This window comes from Streptomyces pallidus (ex Mingjun et al. 2026) (genome assembly GCF_051550185.1).
Classification (GTDB): domain Bacteria; phylum Actinomycetota; class Actinomycetes; order Streptomycetales; family Streptomycetaceae; genus Streptomyces.
Genome location: NZ_CP196181.1, coordinates 5,109,163 through 5,125,973, shown reverse-complemented (window position 1 = coordinate 5,125,973; position 16,811 = coordinate 5,109,163). Strand labels below are relative to the sequence as shown.

The window sequence follows — 16,811 nt, the reverse complement described above, 5'->3', positions numbered from 1 at the left end:
CACACTGTGGAGCTAAGGAGAATTGAACTCCTGACCTCCTGCATGCCATGCAGGCGCTCTACCAACTGAGCTATAGCCCCTTGTTTCTCTCTGCCGCCGGGCCCCTTCTCGGTTTCCCTTGCCGGTTCCCCCTGGCGACATCGAGAACATTACACGGACCTGACCCAACTCCCAAAATCGGTTTCCTGGAGGTCGTTTTGTCCACTTCGTCCTGTCAAGCGCGCGCGAACTGGTAGAACCGCTTGAGCGTGCAGTGCTCGTCGAGAAGGCGGCCGTAGATCGGCTCGCCCTCCAGTTCCCGGTAGGTCTCGATCGGGTCGCCTTTTATGATCAGCGCCCGCGCGCATTCCTCGCACCAGTACTGGTAGTCGGGGTTGACCGGGTCCATGTCCCGCACGATCGGCGTGCCGTTGTTGCACCAGTCGCACCGCCGCCGGTGTGCACCCATCCGTCAGCGACTCCCTCCCGCGTCGGGCCGTCGACTCCCCCGCCGGCCGTCCGATTCTGCCACGCGGGTGCGTGGCAGGTCAGCAAGCGCACGGGTATCAAACGCAAAGGATCCCGCCCCCTGTTGGGGACGGGATCCTGATTGTGGAGCTAAGGAGAATTGAACTCCTGACCTCCTGCATGCCATGCAGGCGCTCTACCAACTGAGCTATAGCCCCGCTCTCCGCCTCGCTCCCCCGTTTCCGGTGTTCCGCGCTGCGAACAAGAAGAACTCTAGCCTGTGACCGGCCCGAAAGTGAAATCCGGGTGCGGGCGGCCTCCGGACGGGGCCCACCAGCAGCTCAGTCGTCGTCGCCGAGCACCGGTTCCGGCAGCGTGCCGGCGTTGTGTTCCAGCAGCCGCCAGCCGCGGGCGCCCTCGCCCAGGACGGACCAGCAGCAGTTGGAGAGCCCGCCCAGGCTCTCCCAGTCGTGCGCCGCCAGCCCCAGCAGCCGACCGATGGTCGTCCGGATCGTGCCGCCGTGGCTGACCACGACGAGCGTGCCGCTCTGCGACAGCCGACCGGCGTGCTCCAGCACCACCGGGGCGGCCCGGTCGGCGACCTCGGTCTCCAGCTCGCCGCCACCGCGGCGGACGGGCTCGCCGCGCTTCCACGCCGCGTACTGCTCGCCGTGCTTCTCCAGGATCTCGTCGTGCGTGAGGCCCTGCCACTCGCCGGCGTACGTCTCGCGCAGCGCGGACGTGTGCGCCACGGACAGGCCCGTGACGCCGGCCAGCTCCGCGGCGGTGGCGGAGGCGCGCTGGAGGTCGGAGGCCACGATGGCGTCCGGCTTCAGGGAGGCGAGCAGCCGGGCGGCACGACGCGCCTGCGCCACACCGGTCTCGGTCAGCGGGATGTCCGTGGAGCCCTGGAAGCGGCGCTCCAGGTTCCAGGAGGTCTGGCCGTGCCGCCACAGGACGATCTTCCGGCCGGAACGGGCGGCCGGAGCCGCCCCCTCGCCCCTGCGGGCGCTCGGGCTCGTGTCGGGGCGTGTGCTCAGAACAGATCACCGTCCAGGTCCTCGTCGCCCTGCGCCTCGCGCAGCTTGGCGTACTCCTCCGCCTTGCCCTTGGTGAGCTTGGCGTCCTCGGGCAGCTCGATCTCGGGGCAGTCCTTCCACAGGCGCTCCAGCGCGTAGAAGACCCGCTCCTCGCTGTGCTGGACGTGGACGACGATGTCGACGTAGTCCAGCAGGATCCAGCGGGCGTCGCGGTCCCCCTCGCGGCGCACCGGCTTGGCGCCGAGCTCCTTGAGCAGCCGCTCCTCGATCTCGTCGACGATCGACTTGACCTGGCGGTCGTTGGGCGCCGAGGCGAGCAGGAAGGCGTCGGTGATCGACAGCACGTCGCTGACGTCGTACGCGATGATGTCGTGCGCGAGCCGGTCGGCCGCCGCCTGGGCGGCGGTGGTGATGAGCTCGATGGAGCGGTCCGTGGCGGTCACTGGCCATGCTTTCCGGTTGGCGGGCAGATTCCTACAAGGGTCTCATGTACCGCCGACGCCGCCCGCGCTCGACGTCCGGCGCGGGCGGTGGCACGACTCGGGCCCGGTCAGGACGGCTTGTAGTCCTTGCCCAGGGTCACCACGACGTCTGCGTTCACGGCGTTCTCGCCCTTCTTGACCACCGTCTCGGGCAGCCCCAGCGTCTTGGCGACCTCGACGGCCTTCGCGCGCTGTGCGTCGTCCTGGTACGTGATCTGCGTGGCGGACTGGGTCCCGGCGGCCTTGCCGCCCTCGACGAAGGTGTAGCCGCCGTTGACCAGCGCGGCCTTCGCCGCCGTCTGCGCCTTCTCGTCGCCGGTGGCGTTCCGCAGGCCGACGCGCGGGGCGGTGCCCGCCTGGGCGGCGGTGAAGCTGCCGCCGAGCACCTCCTTGACCACGGTCTTGTTGGCGTCGTCGGTGAGGGTGCCGTCCGGCTTCACGCCGAGCACGTCGGTGCGGTACGCGGAGGGGCCCTGCTTGGCGTGTTCGCCGAGCTTGTACAGCAGGGTGCCGAGGGTCTGCGCGTTCAGGGACGGGTCGAGGATCTGTCCCATGCTCTCGACCGTGACCGTCGCCGCCTTCGGGTCGGCGGGGATCTTGCGCAGGGTGCCGTACAGCACCGTGCCGAGCCGCTCCAGCTGCTTGGTCTCCGGCTCGTTCTGGCCGCGGTGGGTGGCGTACGCGACGGCCATGGCGCCGCTGAGGTGCTGCTTCGCGCCCTGGGCCACGGCCGGGGCCTTGACGGCGTCATCGGCCGGGACCGCGGTGTCGGTGTCGACCTCGATGCCGCCGACCAGCTCGACCAGGTTCTCCAGGAACGGGGTGTCGAGGCGCCAGGTGCCGCCGATGCGGGTGCCGAGCACCGAGTCCAGGGACTCGCGCACGCCGAGGCCGCCGTCGCCCACGGCCTTGCCGAGCGGGGTGCCGGTGCCGTCGTCCTTGGTGACGCCGAGGGTGTTGGGCAGCAGGACGGTGGCGCCCTTCTGCGTCGTCACGTTGTCGACGAGCAGCGCGGTGGACGTGCCGCCCTTCTTCGTGTTGTGGACGTGTACGACGATCACGTCGCGCTTCTGCGGCCCGGCGGCGGCCGCGGCGGCCTTCTTGCGGTCGGGGCCGTCGAGGAAGGGCAGCTTGCCCGCGTACCAGAGGTAGCCGATGCCGCCGACCACGAACAGGGCGAGGACGACGATCAGGGCGATCCCCCGGTTGCGGCCGCGGCGGCGGGCCTCCTCGCGGCGCTCGGTGCGGCTCTCGGTGAACTTGAGCCAGTCGATGACGTCCTCGGAGTCCTCGTCCGGCTGGTCGAGGAAGGCGAACTGCTCGGTGCGGTAGTCGGGAGCGTCCCCGCCCTCGGAGTCGTCGGTGCCGGAGGAGGGGCCGACGGTATCGTCACCGCGCCGGGGCTCCGGGACCTGCGGGGTCCTGGGCCGCTGCGGGGCGACGGGCTCCCGGTCGGCCTGCTGGGGGATCCACTGCTGCGCGTGGGCCTGCTGCGCCTGCGGGGCCTGGTGGGACTCGTAGCCGGCGTACCCGTCGTGGCCGCCCTGGTCCCCTTGGCCGCCGTACCCGTGGCCTCCGCCCTGGCCGCCGTACGTGTCGTGGCCCGGCGTCCACGGCTGGCCCTGCGGGGCGGCCTGCGGCTGCTGCCCGCCGTACTGCTGCTGCCCGCCGTGGGACGGGCCGCCCTGGCCGTAGCCCTGCTCGTAGCCCGGGTCGTACGGCCGGCCGTACGCGTCGTACTGCGGGGCCTGCGGGGCGGCGGGCTGCACGGGCGCCCGCCCGTACACGGGCCGCCCGTACGCGTCGTAGCCGATGAGCTGCTGCTCCTGCGAGGCGTACGGGTCGTACGGCTGCTGTGGGTCGTTCACCGCGGGCCCCTTCTGTCCGGAAGCTCAGGCTCCCCGATACAGCTCACGCTTGTCGATGTAGCGCACCACACCGTCGGGCACCAAATACCAGACCGGGTCACCCTGGGCGACCCGGGTGCGACAGTCCGTGGAGGAGATGGCCAGCGCGGGCACCTCGACGAGGGAGACCCCGCCCTCGGGCAGTCCGTCGTCGGTGAGCACGTGGCCGGGCCGGGTGACCCCGATGAAGTGGGCGAGGGAGAAGAGCTCGTCGGCGTTCCGCCAGGTGAGGATCTGCGCCAGGGCGTCGGCACCCGTGATGAAGAACAGGTCCGCGTCCGGATTGAGGGCGCTGAGGTCCCGCAGGGTGTCGATCGTGTACGTCGGACCACCGCGGTCGATGTCGATGCGGCTCACCGAGAACTGCGGGTTCGAAGCCGTCGCGATGACCGTCATCAGATAGCGGTCCTCGGCGGGGGACACGGCCCGCTGCGACTTCTGCCACGGCTCGCCGGTCGGTACGAACACCACCTCGTCGAGGTGGAACAGGGCGGCCACCTCGCTGGCGGCCACCAGGTGTCCGTGGTGGATCGGGTCGAATGTCCCGCCCATCACGCCGAGCCGGCGCTTGACCGGACCGGTAGGCGTCTCCTGCTCTCCCATGAGCGCAGAGCCTACTGGCCCGGCGGAGCGGTGCGGGCTCGCATGCGCGCGCGTGCGCGGGCGCGGGTCAGCGGTCGCGGTTCAGGCGCGTGGTCACCCAGAGCATCAGCAGCAGGATGCCGAGGGCGGCACCACCGGTCACGTACGGGTTCAGGCTGTCGTGGTTGCCGCCGTGCTGCTCGGCCCCCTCCGAGGCGAGGAGAACCAGCGAGTGGGCGGTGGACGTGAGGCTCATCAGGCAGATACCTATCGGGTCGGGGAGCGGACGGAGACTTCGCTCACATCGTATGCGGGGCCTCGGGGCACGCTCACGCCGACTCAGGCGTTGGAGAGGATGGACGCAAGTGGAGAGCTGGTCGATCAAGGGGGAGGCGTCATGAGCGGGACGGTTTTCGAGAAGGCACCGGCGCGGGACCGCAGGAGGTTCCCCGGAATCTCCTCACGCGCGTACGAGCACCCGGCGGACCGGTCCGCACTGGTGGCGCTGCGCAGGCTCAGCGGGTTCGACACGGTGTTCAAGGCCCTCAGCGGCCTGCTGCCGGAGCGCAGCCTGCGGCTGCTGTTCCTGTCGGAGTCGGTGCGCGTGGGCGAGACGCAGTTCCCGCACCTGTACGAGATGCTCCGTGACGCCTGTTACATCCTGGACCTGGAGAAGGTCCCGCAGATGTACGTGCAGCAGGACCCGAAGCCGAACGCGATGTGCATCGGGCTGGACGAGCCGATCATCGTGGTGACCACGGCTCTGGTGGAGCTGCTGGACGAGGAGGAGATGCGGGCGGTCGTGGGCCACGAGGTGGGGCACGCGCTGTCCGGCCACGCCGTGTACCGCACGGTGCTGCTCTTCCTGACGGGCCTGGCGCTGAAGGTGGCGTGGATCCCGCTGGGCAACGTGGCGATCACCGCGATAGTGACCGCCCTGCGGGAGTGGTTCCGCAAGTCGGAGCTGTCGGCGGACCGGGCCGGCCTGCTGGTCGGCCAGGACCCGCAGGCCTCGATGCGCGGGCTGATGAAGATCGCGGGCGGCAACCACCTGCACGAGATGAACGTGGACTCCTTCCTGGCCCAGGCCGAGGAGTACGAGCAGAGCGGCGACCTGCGCGACTCCGTGCTGAAGATCCTCAACATGCTGCCGCGCACGCACCCCTTCAGCACCGTCCGGGCGGCCGAGCTGAAGAAGTGGTCGGAGAGCCGGGACTTCCAGCGGATCATGGACGGCCACTACCCGCGCCGGGAGGAGGACAAGGACGCCTCGGTCACGGACTCCTTCCGAGAGTCCGCCGCGCACTACGCGGACTCGGTGCGCACCAGCAAGGATCCGCTGATGAAGCTGGTGGGCGACATCGCCGGCGGGACGGCCGACCTGGGCGGACGGCTGCGCGACAAGTTCACCGGGGCGAACGGCTCGGGGGCCGGGGCGGCAGCCGGGGGCCAGGGCGCTACCCCCCAGGACTGACGGGGGGCGTCGCCGTCGCGGCATCCGTCGCCGCCGGGGCCAGCACGCCGCACAGGCCGGTGCTGCGCCTCGGGTGGCCGCTGGCGTACGGATCGCTCGCGGCCGGGCCGACCGTGGTCGGCCCGGCCCCGGCCAGCAGCGGGCGGAAGCCCTCGGCGGGTTCGGTGGAGCAGGACTGGGGCCCGGCCATGACGTAGGCCGAGACCAGTTCCGCCCGCCGGGTCCCGAGGTCCTCCCGGTCGAAGCGGAGCCGCAGTTCCCTGCGGACGGTGAACAACGAGGCCCCGTCCACTGCGGAGGGCACACCGGTGGCGGGCCGCACGGCGTACACGAAGGTGTGGTCGGTGGTCACCTCCAGCACGTCCGCGGAGACCTCCTCGAAGGCGAGGTTCCCGCTCACCCGGACGCGGGGGTCCGCGATGACGGCGGTGCCGGCGTCGAAGCGGACCAGCCAGCCGGTGGCCGCGTGCCGCCCGTCGCCGGAGGGCGAGGTCATGCTGCGGTCGAACTGGTCCAGCTGGTCCGGGTCGACCAGGACGCGCACCGGCCGGGTGGCGGTGCCGGCCAGGACGTCCGGGTCCAGGGAGGACTGCACCAGGTAGTCCTTGGCGATGGACAGGGCGGTGACGACCTGCCCGTCGGTGAAGTGCCGGGTGCGGCGTACGGCCGGCATGGCGATCCCGGCCGCCCCGACACGGAATTCCGCCGCCGGGCTGTTCGCGAACAGGTCGACGGGCCGTCCGCCGGGCACCGGGGCGGTCGGCGCCAGCGGGATGACCGTGCTGGTCAGCGGCTCGGTCCGGGAGTCGGGCTCGGGCACGGCGGGATTGCGCAGGCCCATGTAGACGGCCGAGGCGAAGGCCAGGGCGATGAGCAGCACGAGCAGCAGCCCCTGACGGGCGCTGCGGCTGGGGGTGCCGTTCCCGGGGCGGGCGGCGCCGCCGGACCAGAGGGAGCGGCTGCGCACGGCGCGGGCGTGCTCGCCCATCCGCTCCTGGGCGGAGAACTCCTGGAGGCGGGCCGCCCGGACGAAGTCCTCGTCGAACACCACCGAGCGGTATTCGTACTCGTAGTCGTCCCGCCGGGACTCCTCGTCGCCCCCGCCGACGCCGTCGGGGGTGCCGTCGGGTGGATCTGCTGGCACGGCCATTGCTTCTCCCGCTGGTCCCGCTTCAGAGAAGCCCCCGGCTCCGGTGAACGGGAGTGGGGTCGTACCTTCAGGGTTGGCGGCCGGCGGGGTCCATAAACGCCCCGACGCCGCTGACTTCCTTCAGCGGGGTGCTGGCGGGCGCGGGAGCGGGCTCGGCCTCGCCCGAGGCGGAGCGGTAGACGGCGCTGAAGGCGAGGGCGACCATGCCGAGGCCCATCACCACGGCGAGCACCCAGGCGACCGGCCGCAGCCACGGTGAGCGGCCGCGGTAGGGGCGGAGGCTGCCGCCGTAGACCCCGTAGGGCGCGTCGGGGTGGCCCGGCCCGTGGCCGTACTCCCAGCCGGGGTCGTCCAGACCGTAGCCGTCGGGGCGTCCGTAGCCGTAGCCGTCGGGGTCCTCGTCGGAGGTCCAGCCGCCGGGCAGGGCGCGGGCGGACTCGGCCTCGGCGCGGGCCCGGTGGTCGGCGGCGCGCTGGCGTTCCAGCGCGCTCGGTTCATGGATCTCGGCCTTCCGGACGAAGTCCTCGTCGAACACCACGGAGGCGAAGTCGAAATCCGCGCCTCCGCGGTCGTCGTCGGGCTCCCCGTTGTCCGGGTACTTGCCCCCCACGTCGTCCGGCACGGGACCAGCGTAGACCTGGGGGGCTGCTTTGGGCAGGGTCTCAGCCGAAATCCGGCCACGCGGAGTTCAGCTGTCCGCTACCGGACGTGACCGTCGCCGGTGACGATGTACTTGGTGGAGGTGAGCTCGGGAAGGCCCATCGGGCCGCGGGCGTGCAGCTTCTGGGTGGAGATCCCGATCTCGGCGCCGAAGCCGAACTGGCCACCGTCGGTGAACCGGGTGGATGCATTTACGGCGACGGTGGTCGAGTCGACCAGCTGGGTGAAGCGGCGGGCGGCGGCCTGCGAGGTGGTGACGATCGCCTCGGTGTGGCCGGAGGTCCAGCGGCGGATGTGGGCGACGGCGTCGTCGAGGGAGTCCACGACGGCGGCGGCGATGTCGTAGGAGAGGTACTCGGCCTCCCAGTCCTCGTCGGTGGCGCGCAGCGCGGTCACCTTGGAGTCGCGGGCGGCTTCGAGGACGCTGTCGTCGCCGTGGACGGTGACACCGGCGTCGGCGAGCGCGTCGAGGGCGAGAGGCAGGAAGGCGCCGGCGATGTCGCGGTGGACGAGGAGGGTCTCGGCGGCGTTGCAGACGGAGGGCCGCTGGGCCTTGGAGTTGATGAGGATCTCCACGGCCATGTCGAGGTCGGCCTGCGCGTCCACGTAGACGTGGCAGTTGCCGGTTCCGGTCTCGATGACCGGGACGGTGGATTCCTCCACCACGGTCTTGATGAGGGAGGCGCCGCCGCGGGGGATGAGCACGTCGACGAGGCCGCGGGCGCGCATCAGCTCGCGGACGGAGTCGCGGGACTCGCCGGGGACGAGCTGGATCGCGTCCGCGGGGATGCCGGTGCTCTCGACGGCGTCGCGGAGGATGCCGACGAGGGCGGTGTTCGAGGCGTATGCGGAGGAGCTGCCGCGCAGCAGGACCGCGTTGCCGGACTTCAGGCAGAGGGCGGCGGCGTCGACGGTGACGTTGGGGCGGGCCTCGTAGATGATGCCGACGACGCCGAGCGGGACCCGGACCTGGCGCAGGTCGATGCCGTTGGGGAGGGTCGAGCCGCGGACGACCTCGCCGACCGGGTCGGGCAGGGCGGCGACGTCGCGCACGTCGGAGGCGATGGCGCGGACCCGCTCCGGGGTGAGGGTGAGGCGGTCGACGACCGTCTCGCTGGTGCCGGCGGCCCGGGCCTTGTCGGTGTCGACGGCGTTGGCGGCGACGATCTCGTCGGTACGGGCCTCCAGCGCGTCGGCGATGGCCAGGAGCGCGGTGTCCTTGGCGGACCGCGGGAGGGGGGCGAGGGCCGCGGCTGCGGTGCGGGCGCGGTCCGCGGTGGCGAGGACGGGGGAGGTCGTGGCATCGAGCGAGGTCATGCCGCCAGAGTAATCCCCGCCGTTCGGGGCCCCGCGCCGGTTCCATCCCCCGAGACGCCCCGCGGCCCGGCCCCCGCGCCGGCCCGGGCCGCGCCCCGCCGGAGGCCACCGCGAGCCGGGCACGGCCTGGCCGGGCCAGGGCAGGCCAGGTCGAGCCGCGCCGGGCGGGGCGCGGGCGGGGCGTCAGTACGGGTGGACGCCCACCGGGTGGGCCGGGGGCGGGCCGTAGCCCTCCGCCACGCGGAGGTGGTACGTCGCGCGGTCGATGACCTCCAGCCCGACGATCTCCCACGGCGGGAGCTGCGCCGAGGACCGGTGCTCACCCCACAGGCGCAGCGCGACCGCCGCAGCGTCGTGGAGGTCGCGCGCCTCCTCCCAGTACCGGATCTCGGCGTGGTCGTCGGCGTATCTGCTGGTCAGTAGGAAGGGATGGTCGTGGGCCAGCTGCTCCAGCCCGCGCCGCACCTCCGACAGCGGCGCCGGCTTGCCGGAGACGCTCAGGGTGACGTGCCAGAGGCGGGAGGGCTCAGCACGCTCGTCCCCGCCGCCGTTGATGCTGGTCAGCGCTCGTCTCACCAGCCGCCTCCTGTCTGCACCACTTCCTGCCGCCGGCATGTCCGCCCCTCACAGTTGACCAGTCCCGGGCCCGCCGCGCGGCGGTTTTGCCGAACTCTCAGCCGTGGAGCAGGACGAGATCGTCCCGGTGGACGACCTCGCGTTCGTATTCGGGTCCGAGCTCGCGGGCCAGCTCGCGGGTGGAGCGGCCGAGGAGCCGCGGGAGTTCCCTCGCGTCGAAGTTGACCAGGCCCCGGGCCACCGGGCGGCCGTCGGGCGCCCGCAGTTCCACCGGGTCGCCGGCGACGAACTCGCCCTCGACGGCGGCGATCCCGGCGGGCAGCAGCGAGCTGCCGCGTTCGGTGACCGCGGCCACGGCGCCCTCGTCGAGGACGAGGTGCCCCTGCGGGGTCGACGCGTGCTGGAGCCACAGCAGCCGGTCCGCGGAGCGGCGGCCGGTGGCGTGGAAGTGCGTGCCGGTCATCCTCCCGGCGAGGGCGTCGGCGGCCTGGCTGGCCGAGGTGAGGACGACCGGGATGCCGGCCGCGGCGGCGATCCGGGCCGCCTCGACCTTGGTGACCATGCCGCCGGTGCCGACGCCGGCCTTGCCCGCGCTGCCGATCGAGACGTGCGCGATGTCGGCGGGTCCGCGGACCTCGTCGATGCGGGTGGTGCCGGGGAGCGACGGGTCGCCGTCGTACAGCCCGTCCACGTCGGACAGCAGGACGAGGAGGTCCGCCCGTACCAGGTGGGCGACGAGGGCGGCGAGCCGGTCGTTGTCGCCGAAGCGGATCTCGTCCGTGGCAACGGTGTCGTTCTCGTTGACGACCGGGAGGGCGCCCATCGCGAGGAGCTGGTCCAGGGTGCGGTAGGCGTTGCGGTAGTGGGCGCGCCGGCTGGTGTCGTCGCTGGTCAGCAGGACCTGGCCGACGCGTACCCCGTACCGGGCGAAGGAGGCGGTGTAGCGGGCGACGAGGAGGCCCTGGCCGACGCTGGCGGCGGCCTGCTGGCGGGCCAGGTCGGTGGGGCGGCGGCGCAGGCCGAGCGGGGAGAGGCCGGCGGCGATGGCGCCGCTGGAGACGAGGACGATCTCCTTCTCCCCGCCGCTGCGGGCCTTGGCCAGTACGTCGACCAGGGCGTCCACCCGGTCCGCGTCGAGCCCGCCGGCCGCGGTGGTCAGGGACGAGGAGCCGACCTTGACCACGATCCTGCGGGCGTCCACGACACCTTGCCTAGCCGCTGACACGTCTGTCCCCTTGCCCCTTGCCCTGCTCGTACGTCTGCCACCTCAATCTACGGGGTGTGCGCGGATGGCTGCGCGCCGGTTTCAGACCCTGGACGACCGCGGCTCGTCGGAGGCGGCGGGCCCGGCCCCGTGGGCGTCCCCGTCCCGCTTCCGGCCGCCCGGGACGAGGATCTTGCGGGAGAGCAGGAAGGTGAACGGGATGGCGACGACGGCGGCGACGAGCGGCGCGATCCGGGTGTCCATGCCGGCCCAGGTCACGAGGGCGTAGAGGCCGGCGGACTGGATGACGTAGTTGGTGACGTTCGTCAGCGGGAAGAGGAGGAACTTCTTCCAGGTCGGCCTGGTCCGGTAGGTGAAGTAGGTGTTCATGAAGAACGAGCCGACCATCGCCAACAGGAAGGCGAGGGTGTAGGCGAGGAAGTACGGCATCCACGGGTGCAGCAGCAGGTAGATGCCGAAGAACGTGCCGGTGTTGACGGCCCCGACGAGGCCGAAGCGGAAGATCTGGCCGAGCTGTTCCTTCATGGTTTCAGCAGGCCTCGTTCTTCGACGGGACGGTGGTGCGCGCCCCCGACAGGCCGCCGCGCTCGCGCTCGGCCGGCGCATCCTCTGCCGCCGGCGCCTCCGCCGGACCGGTGGCGGCCCCGCCCCGGACCGCGGCGGGCCGGGCCTGCGGGTCGGCGCCGTGCGCCTCCTTGACCAGGAAGTGCGGGCGGCGCTTGGTCTCGTAGTAGATGCGCCCGATGTACTCGCCGATCAGCCCCAGCATGATCATCTGGACGCCGCCGATACCGACGATGATCGCCACGAGGGTGACGTAGCCGGGGACGTCCACCCCCTTGGTCATGGCCATGACCGCGATCCACACCGCGTACAGGGCGGTCAGTGCGACCAACGACACACCCGCCCAGATGCCGATGCGCAGCGGTCGGTTGTTGAACGAGATCAGCCCGTCCATGGCGTAGTTCAGCAGCGAGCCGAACTTCCACTTGGTCTCGCCAGCCTCGCGCTGGGCGTTGCGGTAGTCGAAGTGGACCGTGTCGAAGCCGATCCAGGAGAACAGGCCCTTGGAGAAGCGGTTGTACTCGGGCAGTGACAGCAGCGCGTCCACCGCCGGCCGCGACAGCATCCGGAAGTCGCCCACGCCGTCGGTGAGCTCGACGTCGACCCAGCGGTTGACCCCGCGGTAGTACAGGCGGCTGAGCGCGGAGCGGACCTTCTTGTCGCCCTCGCGGGTGCGGCGCGCGATGATCTGGTCGTGGCCCTGCCGGTAGTAGTCGAGCATGGTCGCGATGAGCTCCGGCGGGTGCTGAAGGTCCGCGTCCATGATCACGACCGCGTCGCCGGTGGCCTCGCGCAGGCCGGCGAGCATGCCCGCCTCCTTGCCGAAGTTGCGGCTGAAGGAGACGTACCGGGTGCGGTCCCCGTGCTCGGCGGCGATCTTGCGGAGCTTTTCGAGGGTGCCGTCACGGCTGCCGTCGTCGACGTAACAGACCTCGTACGCGACGGGCAGGGAGTCCAGGACCCTGCGGATCTCCGCATCGAAGCTGTCGATCACGGCTTCTTCGTTGTAGCAGGGGACAACTACGGACAGCTTCGTCATGAACACTTCCTGGCGGAGTCCGAACGGGTGATTGTCGGCGACCGGACCCGCCACTCACCTCTTCCTCAGAAGTATGCACGCCGGGGTCGGCAGGCCGGATCCGAGCGCGGCACACGGTAGCTTTGACGGGTTAAGCGGAATGGAACGAAGGGATCGAGGTGCACGTGCCTGACGTCTCCGTGGTCGTCATCGTCTACAACGACGCAGAGCGCCTGCCGACAGCCGTCCGGTCGGTTCTGGACCAGACCCTGCACGGGGTCGAAGTCGTGATCGTGGACGACTGCAGCCAGGACCGGTCGTTCGCGGTCGCCCAGGAGCTCGAAGCGGCGCACCCGGGGCGGGTGCGGGCGTTCCAGCTGCCAGAGAACAGCGGCGGCTGCGGCGCCCCCCGCAACCACGGCATCCGACAGGCCACCGGCACGTACGTGATGTTCCTGGACAGCGACGACGTGCTGGAACGAAACGCCTGCCGGAACATGCTGGACGCCGCCGAGCGGACCGGCTCCGACCTGGTCTCCGGCATGTGCGTGCGCGTGCACCTCGACAACCGCTGGGGCAAGACCACCGAGTGGTACCCGTGGATCTACTCGCGGACCCGCACCCTGGAGTCGATCACCGAGGACCCCGACCTCCTGGTGTACGACACCCTCTCCACGAACAAGTGCTACCGGCGCGCGTTCCTGCTGGAGCAGGGCCTGGAGTTCCCGGTCGGCATCCACTACGAGGACCTGCTCTTCTCCGCGCAGGCGTACGTCGCCGCCCGCCGCATCACGCTGATCCCGAACCACGTCTACTACTGGAACGTGGTCGAGAAGGCCGCGACCAAGTCGATCAGCAACCGCCGCCACGAGATCGCGAACTTCGTCCACCGGATGGAGATCCACCGCCGCGTCGACGAGCTGCTGGCCGCCAAGGGCTTCACCGAGATCAAGACGGCCAAGGACGCCAAGTTCCTCAAGCACGACCTGGTGCTCCACCTGCGCGACCTGCCGCTCCTCGGCGACGCGTACCGCCAGGAGTTCGCCCGCCTGGCCAACGGCTACCTGGCCGGCATCGACCCGGCCGCGTACGACAACGTCACGCACCTCCAGGCCATCTGCGCCTACCTGCTGGGCAAGGAGGACTGGGACAACCTGCTCCCGGCCGCCGACGCCATGATCAACAAGGGTCGGCTGACCTCGCCGCTCGCCGAGCGCGACGGGCGGATCTACTGGTGTGGCGAACATCTCGACGACGCCGAGGCCCGCCGGATACTGGACGTCACCGAGCAGGGCTTCCACACCACCCCGCTCTCCTCCCTCATCCTGGGCAACCGCCTGACCTCGTACGACGACGACGGCCGCGGCAGCGTCACCCTGTCCGGCACGGTCGTGAACCCGCTCGGCCGGATCGCGCCCGAGGCGGAACTGAAGGCCAGCCTGGAGTTCCGGGCCCGCCGCCAGGTCGGCGTGCGGTCCTTCAGCTTCCCGGTGGAATCCGTCCGGCACGCCGGTGGCACGATCGAGTGGCGGGGCACCGCCGACATCGGCAGCACCGTGCGCCCCCTCGGCATCATCGACGCCGTCTGGGACGTCCGGCTGAAGCTGACCGCCGGCAGCGACCGCCTCACCACCCGCGTCTCCGTCGGCGGCGTCGACCTGGAGTCGGCGGCCCGGCTGCGCGTGCGCCCGCGGCTGACCAGGCTGGTCTCCGACCGCTTCGAGCCCGAGGTGACCAAGAAGGGCAACCTCTCCTACGTCCTGACCGCCGAGGGCCCCGCGGCCGTCCGCACCCAGGCCATGATCAGCGGCGCCATGCACGGCAGAACCGCCGGCGTGGTGAAGAAGACCCTGCGCCGGGCCCTGCGCGCCCGCCGGAACCTCGGCTCGGGCGAGCAGAAGGTGAAGGTCTACCACGAGGTCTTCTCGAAGCTGCCGATCAAGAAGGGCACGGTCGTCTTCGAGAGCCACATGGGCAAGCAGTACAGCGACAGCCCGAAGGCGATCTACGAGGAGATGGTCCGCCAGGGCGTCGCCTTCGACGCCGTCTGGTCGTACGCGGGCGCCAAGCCCCACGGCTTCCCCAAGGAGGCCACCCTGGTCAAGCGCTGGAGCTGGCAGTACCTGCGGGCCCTGGCCCAGGCCGAGTTCTGGATCGACAACCAGGGCTTCCCGCTGGCCCTGACCAAGCGCCCGGGGACCACCTACATCCAGACCTGGCACGGCTCCGCCCTCAAGCGGATGGGCTTCCACGAGCCCCGCACCAAGGCCCAGGGCCGCGCCGCCCAGGACCGCTTCCAGGCCGCCGTCAACCGCTTCGACCACTTCCTGGTCCGCTCAGAACACGACGTGCGCACCCTGGCCAGGGGCTTCCGGCTGCGCGACGAGGTGCTGCTGCGCACCGGCTACCCGCGCAACGACGCCCTGGTCGAGGCGCACCGCGCCGAGGCCCAGAGCGGGGAGCGGGTCCGCGGACCGCTCGCCGCGGACCTGGGCATCGACCCGGCGAAGAGGGTCCTGCTGTACGCCCCCACGTTCCGGGCGAACGCGGACGGCGCCGTGGAGGGCTTCGAGTTCCCCTTCGACGTGGAGGAGTTCGCCGACCGGCTCGGCGACCGCTTCACGCTGCTGGTGCGCACCCACTACCTCAACAGCGTCTCGCTGCCGCCCTCGGTCGCGGGCCGGGTCGTCGACGTCTCCGGGCACCACGACATCACCCCGCTGCTGGCCCTCGCCGACGGTCTGATCACCGACTACTCGTCCGTGATGTTCGACTACTCGGTCCTGGACCGGCCGATGCTGTTCTTCGCGTACGACTACGACAGCTACGCGGGCGACATCCGCGGCACGTACTTCGACCTCAAGGAGAAGGCCCCGGGCCCGGTCGTGGCCACGGCCGACGAACTCTTCCAGGCCATCGCCGCCTTCGACGAGGCGGACGCCAAGTACGCCGAGGCGCGCCAGCGCTTCCTCACCGAGTTCGGCGAGTACGACCGCGGGGACGCGGCCCGCCAGATCGTCGAGAAGTTCTTCACCAGGAGCGGCAAGTGAGCCAGCAGACCGCCGAGGCGGCCGGGACCGCCACGACCGGAGCGGGCGCAGCGGCGGCCGGCGGCCGTGACGTCTTCATCGTCTCCAACAGCGTCGACGAGCTCGGCGGCGTGACCACCTGGTCGCACCAGATGGCCCGGCTCCTCACCGACCGCGGCCACCGCGTGCACCTCGTCGGCATCGCCCCGGTCGCCGAGGAGATCCGGCAGAAGCTGCCGCAGGACCTGCCGTACACGATGACCACCCTGTACGACGCCCACCCGCCCAAGGCACGCCGCCTGCGCGGCATCAAGGGCCGGCTCAACGCCCCCGAGCGGCGCCGCCAGGCCGCCCGGCGGGCCCTGATGCAGGCCAAGGCGGACGAGTTCGGCGCCCTGCTGCGCACGGCCCGCCCCGGCGGCGTCGTGATCGTCACCCAGGTCTGGGCGATGGAGTGGGTGGCGCTGGCCGACACCAAGGGGTTCACCGTCATCGGCATGAGCCACGAGTCGTACGAGGCCAGCCAGAAGTCCACCCGCGGCGACCGGGTCCGCCGCCACTACCGCGAGGTCGACCGGCTGCTGGTGCTGACCCCGGAGGACGCGGACCTGTGGATCCGCTCCGGCATGGAGAACGTTTCCAGCATGCCGAACCCGCTGCCGTTCATGCCCGACTCCCCCGCCCCGCGCACGGAGAAGGTCGTCGCGAGCGTCGGCCGGCTCGCCTTCGAGAAGGGCGTGGACCTGCTGCTGGACGCCTGGGCCGAGGCCGCCCCGCAGCACCCCGACTGGGTCCTGCGGATCTACGGGGCGGGCGTGGAGGAGGCCGCGCTGCGGGCCCACTGCACCACGCTCGGGATCGACGACTCGGTGGAATGGATGGGCAGCACCGACGACGTGCTGGGCGCCCTGCGCGGGGCGTCGGTCTTCGCGCAGGCCTCCCGGGCCGAGGGCTTCCCGATCACCCTGCTGGAGGCGATGGCCGCGGGCGTGCCCGCGGCCGCGTTCGACTGCGCCCCGGGCGTCCGGGAGATCGTCTCGCACGGCGAGGACGGCCTGCTGGCCCGCCTGGGCAACACCATGGAACTGGCCGGGCACCTGCGCGTGCTGATGGCGGACCGGGAGCTGCGCGACCGGCTCGGCGACCGGGCGTTCCGGTCCGTGCAGCGGTTCTCCAGCACGGAGATCACCGACCGGTGGGAAGAGCTGTTCGCGTTCCTGGAGCGCTGAGCAGTCCCCTCGCCCCGGCCGCGGCCGGCGACGGCGCCCGCCCTCGCCGGCCCGGAACGGACCGAGCCGCCCGCCCCCTTCGCTACGGGGGGCGGGCGGCTCCGTCCTTAC

At 71.5% G+C, this 16,811-nt stretch carries 16 protein-coding genes and 2 tRNA genes; 3 read left to right on the top strand and 15 right to left on the bottom strand.

The window, feature by feature from the left end; all coding sequences use genetic code 11:
- Window positions 1-7: 7 nt before the first annotated feature.
- From ACSHWO_RS22650 to ACSHWO_RS22615, 8 genes are all read right to left on the bottom strand, one after another.
- A tRNA-Ala gene (locus ACSHWO_RS22650) sits at window positions 8-80 on the bottom strand.
- Between the two features lie 134 nt (window positions 81-214).
- Window positions 215-448 carry a hypothetical protein gene (locus ACSHWO_RS22645; RefSeq protein ID WP_008738908.1) on the bottom strand — a complete coding sequence of 78 codons (234 nt, stop codon included), beginning with the start codon at window positions 446-448 and terminating at the stop codon, window positions 215-217.
- A 144-nt stretch (window positions 449-592) separates the two neighbouring features.
- Window positions 593-665 (bottom strand) — tRNA-Ala (locus tag ACSHWO_RS22640).
- 123 nt (window positions 666-788) lie between these two features.
- A complete protein-coding gene (locus ACSHWO_RS22635; protein WP_438319231.1) occupies window positions 789-1,409 on the bottom strand; it encodes a histidine phosphatase family protein in 621 nt (206 codons plus the stop codon).
- 74 nt (window positions 1,410-1,483) lie between these two features.
- The gene (rsfS, locus tag ACSHWO_RS22630; RefSeq protein WP_361083974.1) at window positions 1,484-1,930 is read right to left on the bottom strand and encodes a ribosome silencing factor; all 447 of its coding nucleotides are present in this window, start codon (window positions 1,928-1,930) and stop codon (window positions 1,484-1,486) included.
- Window positions 1,931-2,037: 107 nt separating this feature from the next.
- Window positions 2,038-3,837 carry an LCP family protein gene (locus tag ACSHWO_RS22625; protein ID WP_438314288.1) on the bottom strand — a complete coding sequence of 600 codons (1,800 nt, stop codon included), beginning with the start codon at window positions 3,835-3,837 and terminating at the stop codon, window positions 2,038-2,040.
- A 24-nt stretch (window positions 3,838-3,861) separates the two neighbouring features.
- Complete coding sequence (nadD, locus tag ACSHWO_RS22620; RefSeq protein ID WP_361083978.1) at window positions 3,862-4,479, bottom strand: nicotinate-nucleotide adenylyltransferase; 618 nt, start codon at window positions 4,477-4,479, stop codon at window positions 3,862-3,864.
- A 67-nt stretch (window positions 4,480-4,546) separates the two neighbouring features.
- Window positions 4,547-4,714, bottom strand: coding sequence for a hypothetical protein (locus ACSHWO_RS22615; protein WP_361083981.1), 168 nt, complete (start codon window positions 4,712-4,714; stop codon window positions 4,547-4,549).
- Window positions 4,715-4,855: 141 nt separating this feature from the next.
- Here ACSHWO_RS22615 and ACSHWO_RS22610 point away from each other — a divergent pair, with 141 nt between their 5' ends.
- Window positions 4,856-5,932 (top strand): M48 family metallopeptidase, encoded by a 1,077-nt coding sequence (locus ACSHWO_RS22610; protein WP_438314284.1) that lies wholly within the window; start codon window positions 4,856-4,858, stop codon window positions 5,930-5,932.
- Here ACSHWO_RS22610 and ACSHWO_RS22605 read toward each other — a convergent pair.
- The 7 genes from ACSHWO_RS22605 to ACSHWO_RS22575 all read right to left on the bottom strand — a co-directional run bounded on the left by ACSHWO_RS22605 (window position 5,916) and on the right by ACSHWO_RS22575 (window position 12,463).
- Window positions 5,916-7,082 (bottom strand): hypothetical protein, encoded by a 1,167-nt coding sequence (locus ACSHWO_RS22605; RefSeq protein WP_438314281.1) that lies wholly within the window; start codon window positions 7,080-7,082, stop codon window positions 5,916-5,918. The two genes, ACSHWO_RS22610 and ACSHWO_RS22605, sit on opposite strands and share 17 nt — an antisense overlap.
- A 67-nt stretch (window positions 7,083-7,149) precedes the next feature.
- Window positions 7,150-7,704: a hypothetical protein gene (locus ACSHWO_RS22600; RefSeq protein WP_385848779.1), complete on the bottom strand. Its 555-nt coding sequence runs from the start codon at window positions 7,702-7,704 to the stop codon at window positions 7,150-7,152.
- A gap of 77 nt (window positions 7,705-7,781) precedes the next feature.
- Window positions 7,782-9,059 (bottom strand): glutamate-5-semialdehyde dehydrogenase, encoded by a 1,278-nt coding sequence (locus ACSHWO_RS22595; RefSeq protein ID WP_385848780.1) that lies wholly within the window; start codon window positions 9,057-9,059, stop codon window positions 7,782-7,784.
- A 183-nt stretch (window positions 9,060-9,242) separates the two neighbouring features.
- Window positions 9,243-9,674 carry a hypothetical protein gene (locus ACSHWO_RS22590; protein WP_361083996.1) on the bottom strand — a complete coding sequence of 144 codons (432 nt, stop codon included), beginning with the start codon at window positions 9,672-9,674 and terminating at the stop codon, window positions 9,243-9,245.
- Between the two features lie 58 nt (window positions 9,675-9,732).
- The gene (gene proB, locus ACSHWO_RS22585; protein WP_438314276.1) at window positions 9,733-10,860 is read right to left on the bottom strand and encodes a glutamate 5-kinase; all 1,128 of its coding nucleotides are present in this window, start codon (window positions 10,858-10,860) and stop codon (window positions 9,733-9,735) included.
- A gap of 81 nt (window positions 10,861-10,941) precedes the next feature.
- Complete coding sequence (locus ACSHWO_RS22580; RefSeq protein WP_385848783.1) at window positions 10,942-11,385, bottom strand: GtrA family protein; 444 nt, start codon at window positions 11,383-11,385, stop codon at window positions 10,942-10,944.
- A gap of 4 nt (window positions 11,386-11,389) precedes the next feature.
- On the bottom strand, window positions 11,390-12,463 hold the full coding sequence (locus ACSHWO_RS22575) for a glycosyltransferase family 2 protein (RefSeq protein ID WP_361084003.1): 1,074 nt from the start codon (window positions 12,461-12,463) through the stop codon (window positions 11,390-11,392).
- Window positions 12,464-12,621: 158 nt separating this feature from the next.
- Here ACSHWO_RS22575 and ACSHWO_RS22570 point away from each other — a divergent pair, with 158 nt between their 5' ends.
- Window positions 12,622-15,492: a bifunctional glycosyltransferase/CDP-glycerol:glycerophosphate glycerophosphotransferase gene (locus ACSHWO_RS22570; protein ID WP_438314271.1), complete on the top strand. Its 2,871-nt coding sequence runs from the start codon at window positions 12,622-12,624 to the stop codon at window positions 15,490-15,492.
- Window positions 15,489-16,700, top strand: a complete 1,212-nt coding sequence (locus ACSHWO_RS22565) for a glycosyltransferase (protein WP_361084009.1) — start codon at window positions 15,489-15,491, stop codon at window positions 16,698-16,700. Before ACSHWO_RS22570 ends, ACSHWO_RS22565 begins: the two co-directional genes overlap by 4 nt.
- The last annotated feature ends 111 nt before the right edge of the window (window positions 16,701-16,811 follow it).

What these genes read in the sequence shown, in the direction of transcription:
- ACSHWO_RS22590 (WP_361083996.1), bottom strand. Translation starts at nt 9,674, where the DNA reads ATGCCGGCGGCAGGAAGTGGTGCAGACAGGAGGCGGCTGGTGAGACGA.
- ACSHWO_RS22605 (WP_438314281.1), bottom strand. Translation starts at nt 7,082, where the DNA reads ATGGCCGTGCCAGCAGATCCACCCGACGGCACCCCCGACGGCGTCGGC.
- ACSHWO_RS22610 (WP_438314284.1), top strand. Translation starts at nt 4,856, where the DNA reads ATGAGCGGGACGGTTTTCGAGAAGGCACCGGCGCGGGACCGCAGGAGG.
- ACSHWO_RS22615 (WP_361083981.1), bottom strand. Translation starts at nt 4,714, where the DNA reads ATGAGCCTCACGTCCACCGCCCACTCGCTGGTTCTCCTCGCCTCGGAG.
- ACSHWO_RS22645 (WP_008738908.1), bottom strand. Translation starts at nt 448, where the DNA reads ATGGGTGCACACCGGCGGCGGTGCGACTGGTGCAACAACGGCACGCCG.
- nadD (WP_361083978.1), bottom strand. Translation starts at nt 4,479, where the DNA reads ATGGGAGAGCAGGAGACGCCTACCGGTCCGGTCAAGCGCCGGCTCGGC.
- ACSHWO_RS22580 (WP_385848783.1), bottom strand. Translation starts at nt 11,385, where the DNA reads ATGAAGGAACAGCTCGGCCAGATCTTCCGCTTCGGCCTCGTCGGGGCC.
- ACSHWO_RS22575 (WP_361084003.1), bottom strand. Translation starts at nt 12,463, where the DNA reads ATGACGAAGCTGTCCGTAGTTGTCCCCTGCTACAACGAAGAAGCCGTG.
- ACSHWO_RS22595 (WP_385848780.1), bottom strand. Translation starts at nt 9,059, where the DNA reads ATGACCTCGCTCGATGCCACGACCTCCCCCGTCCTCGCCACCGCGGAC.